This is a genomic window from Variovorax sp. P2_H12 (assembly GCF_056403395.1).
The window spans coordinates 1-551 of sequence record NZ_JBFUFO010000141.1 but is presented as its reverse complement, the minus strand read 5'-3'; the positions used below and the strand labels follow the sequence as shown (position 1 = coordinate 551).

General features: G+C 70.2%; 1 pseudogene. It reads right to left on the bottom strand.

Annotation, left to right across the window (positions count from 1 at the left end):
• Positions 1–46 precede the first annotated feature (46 nt).
• Positions 47–551 (bottom strand): annotated as a pseudogene (locus AC1DYK_RS35550) (hypothetical protein); the annotation flags it as partial.

Sequence of the window (551 nt, the reverse complement as noted above, 5' to 3'; positions counted from 1 at the left end):
ATTCAAGGCCGTCCGGCGATCGAGGACACGGCGTGGCCGCAGGTCCTTACGAGGCGGCCTGTACCGCCTGCCGGGCCGGGTCCGGCGTCCGCTCGCCGGCCGGTGGTGTACCGAGCCGGCGCAGGCGTGCCGTGCAGACGATGCCGATCGCCGAGATCACCATCAGCATGACGGCCGGCGGCCAGTAGTGGCCGCCCGCGGCCGCCGCGAGCGAGACCGCGGCGAGCGGTGCGAGGCCGCCGAAGACCATGTTGCAGAGCTGGTAGGAGAGGGAGATGCCGGTGTAGCGGACGTGCGTGGCGAAGCCCTCGACGAGGATCGACGCGATGGGTCCGTACAGCGCGGACATCACCAGGCGCATGGCCAGCATCATCAGCCAGATGAGGAAGACGCTGCCGGTGCCCAGCACCATGAACTGCGGTAGGGCGAGGACGATGACGCCCACGAGGCCGGCGATCACGACCTTGTGCGGTCCGACCCGGTCGGCGAGCCAGGACAGCCAGGGGGTGACGAGGAGCTCCAGGAAGGCTGCCAGGGTGAGGCCGTTGAGC